The organism is Nocardia sp. NPDC004711, from assembly GCF_053601595.1.
Genome location: NZ_JBSGCB010000145.1, coordinates 1 through 3,424, shown reverse-complemented (window position 1 = coordinate 3,424; position 3,424 = coordinate 1). Strand labels below are relative to the sequence as shown.

The window sequence follows — 3,424 nt, the reverse complement described above, 5'->3', positions numbered from 1 at the left end:
AGTTCTTCCTGGCTGGTGCCGCAGTAGCGAGAAGGTTTTGTGTGTTGTTTGAGAACTGCACAGTGGACGCGAGCATCTTTGTTAGTAAGTGTGTAAGAGCGTACGGTGGATGCCTTGGCACCAGGAGCCGATGAAGGACGTAGTAGGCTGCGATAAGCCTCGGGGAGCTGTCAAACGAGCTGAGATCCGAGGATTTCCGAATGGGGAAACCCGGCACGAGTGATGTCGTGTCACCCGCATCTGAATATATAGGGTGTGTGGAGGGAACGTGGGGAAGTGAAACATCTCAGTACCCACAGGAAGAGAAAACAACATGTGATTCCGTGAGTAGTGGCGAGCGAAAGCGGAAGAGGCTAAACCGGTTATGTGTGATAGACGGCAGTCGTTGCATAGCCGGGGTCGTGGGATCATTCTTCCTAGTTCTGCCGAACTAGGCACAAGTCAGAAACCGAGTTGTTAGTCGAATTGGTCTGGGACGGCCAACCGTAGACGGTGAGAGTCCGGTAGACGAAAACATCTCGGCTTGTGTGGATGACTCCCGAGTAGCAGCGGGCCCGTGAAATCTGCTGTGAATCTGTCGGGACCACCCGATAAGCCTGAATACTACCTGGTGACCGATAGCGGACTAGTACCGTGAGGGAAAGGTGAAAAGTACCCCGGGAGGGGAGTGAAATAGTACCTGAAACCGTGCGCTTACAATCCGTCAGAGCCTTTTGGGGTGATGGCGTGCCTTTTGAAGAATGAGCCTGCGAGTCATCGGTGTGTGGCGAGGTTAACCCGTGTGGGGGAGCCGTAGCGAAAGCGAGTCCGAATAGGGCGCCGCAGTCGCACACTATGGACCCGAAGCGGAGTGATCTACCCATGGCCAGGGTGAAGCGACGGTAAGACGTCGTGGAGGCCCGAACCCACTTAGGTTGAAAACTGAGGGGATGAGCTGTGGGTAGGGGTGAAAGGCCAATCAAACTCCGTGATAGCTGGTTCTCCCCGAAATGCATTTAGGTGCAGCGTCGCGTGTTTCTCGCCGGAGGTAGAGCTACTGGATGGCCTAGGGGGCCCACAAGCTTACCGAAGTCAGCCAAACTCCGAATGCCGGTGAGTGAGAGCGCGGCAGTGAGACTGTGGGGGATAAGCTTCATAGTCGAGAGGGAAACAGCCCAGATCGCCGGCTAAGGCCCCTAAGCGTGTACTAAGTGGAAAAGGATGTGGAGTCGCGAAGACAACCAGGAGGTTGGCTTAGAAGCAGCCACCCTTGAAAGAGTGCGTAATAGCTCACTGGTCAAGTGATTCTGCGCCGACAATGTAGCGGGGCTCAAGTACACCGCCGAAGCCGCGGCATTCAGACATTATCCCGCTTTCGAGCCAGGAGTCTGGATGGGTAGGGGAGCGTCGTGTAGCCAGGGAAGCGGCGGAGTGATCCAGTCGTGGAGGCTGCGCGAGTGAGAATGCAGGCATGAGTAGCGAAAGACGAGTGAGAAACTCGTCCGCCGAATGACCAAGGGTTCCTGGGCCAGGTTAATCCGCCCAGGGTGAGTCGGGACCTAAGGCGAGGCCGACAGGCGTAGTCGATGGACAACGGGTTGATATTCCCGTACCCGTGTATCCGCGCCCAATGGCGAATCAGTTGTGCTAACCGTCCAAATGTTCTCTTATCAAGCCTTCGGGCGAGAGGGAGAATTGCTGCACGGGACCCTGGCTGTAGTAGTCAAGCGATGGGGTGACGCAGGAAGGTAGCTGGGCCAGGTGATGGAATACCTGGTGTAAGCCTGTAGGGTGTCTGGTAGGCAAATCCGCCAGACATATAGCCTGAGAGGTGATGCGTAGCCGATTGAGGCGAATTCAGTGATCCTATGCTGCCGAGAAAAGCCTCTAGTGAGTTGGTACACGGCCCGTACCCCAAACCGACACAGGTGGTCAGGTAGAGAATACTAAGGCGATCGAGATAACTGTGGTTAAGGAACTCGGCAAAATGCCCCCGTAACTTCGGGAGAAGGGGGACCCGGTGTGGTGAACACCTTTGCGGTGGGAGCTGTACTGGGTCGCAGAGACCAGTGAGAAGCGACTGTTTACTAAAAACACAGGTCCGTGCGAAGTCGTAAGACGATGTATACGGACTGACGCCTGCCCGGTGCCGGAAGGTTAAGAGGACCGGTTAGCTCTTCGGAGCGAAGCTGAGAATTTAAGCCCCGGTAAACGGCGGTGGTAACTATAACCATCCTAAGGTAGCGAAATTCCTTGTCGGGTAAGTTCCGACCTGCACGAATGGCGTAACGACTTCTCAGCTGTCTCAACCACAGACTCGGCGAAATTGCAGTACGAGTAAAGATGCTCGTTACGCGCGGCAGGACGAAAAGACCCCGGGACCTTCACTATAGCTTGGTATTGGTGTTCGGTACGGTTTGTGTAGGATAGGTGGGAGACTGTGAAGCGGGTACGCCAGTATTCGTGGAGTCGTCGTTGAAATACCACTCTGATCGTATTGGACCTCTAACCTCGGACCCTGATCGGGTTCAGGGACAGTGCCTGGTGGGTAGTTTAACTGGGGCGGTTGCCTCCCAAAATGTAACGGAGGCGCCCAAAGGTTCCCTCAGCCTGGTTGGCAATCAGGTGTCGAGTGCAAGTGCACAAGGGAGCTTGACTGTGAGACCGACAGGTCGAGCAGGGACGAAAGTCGGGACTAGTGATCCGGCACCGGCAAGTGGAAGCGGTGTCGCTCAACGGATAAAAGGTACCCCGGGGATAACAGGCTGATCTTCCCCAAGAGTCCATATCGACGGGATGGTTTGGCACCTCGATGTCGGCTCGTCGCATCCTGGGGCTGGAGTAGGTCCCAAGGGTTGGGCTGTTCGCCCATTAAAGCGGCACGCGAGCTGGGTTTAGAACGTCGTGAGACAGTTCGGTCTCTATCCGCCGCGCGCGTTAGAAACTTGAGGAAGGCTGTCCCTAGTACGAGAGGACCGGGACGGACGAACCTCTGGTGTGCCAGTTGTTCCGCCAGGAGCACGGCTGGTTGGCCACGTTCGGAAGGGATAACCGCTGAAAGCATCTAAGCGGGAAGCCTGTTCCAAGATGAGGTTTCTCACCCCCTCGAGGGGGTAAGGCCCCCAACAGACCATTGGGTTGATAGGCCAGAACTGGAAGTCTGGTAACAGATGTAGGTGACTGGTACTAATAGGCCGAGGACTTACCAACAAAGAAGCTACGCGTCCACTGTGCAGTATCTGAAACAACACACAGATCACTGAGAAGACTCGGCCCGCGCGGGTGGAGGCTCTCTGTGTGACAGTTTCATAGAGTTACGGCGGCTATAGCGGTGGGGAAACGCCCGGTCCCATTCCGAACCCGGAAGCTAAGGCCACCTGCGCCGATGGTACTGCACTCGACAGGGTGTGGGAGAGTAGGACACCGCCGGAACATCCTTCGCGAA

1 rRNA gene and 1 other annotated feature (1 of these 2 cut by a window edge) are annotated in these 3,424 nt (G+C 55.8%); the gene reads left to right on the top strand.

From position 1 onward, the window contains the following. Window positions 1-3,189 (top strand) — a sequence feature (most likely nonfunctional fraction of RNA operon); it begins 1,353 nt to the left of the window's first position. A 105-nt stretch (window positions 3,190-3,294) separates the two neighbouring features. Continuing rightward, a 5S ribosomal RNA gene (rrf, locus tag ACWEKS_RS48800) occupies window positions 3,295-3,411 on the top strand. The last annotated feature ends 13 nt before the right edge of the window (window positions 3,412-3,424 follow it).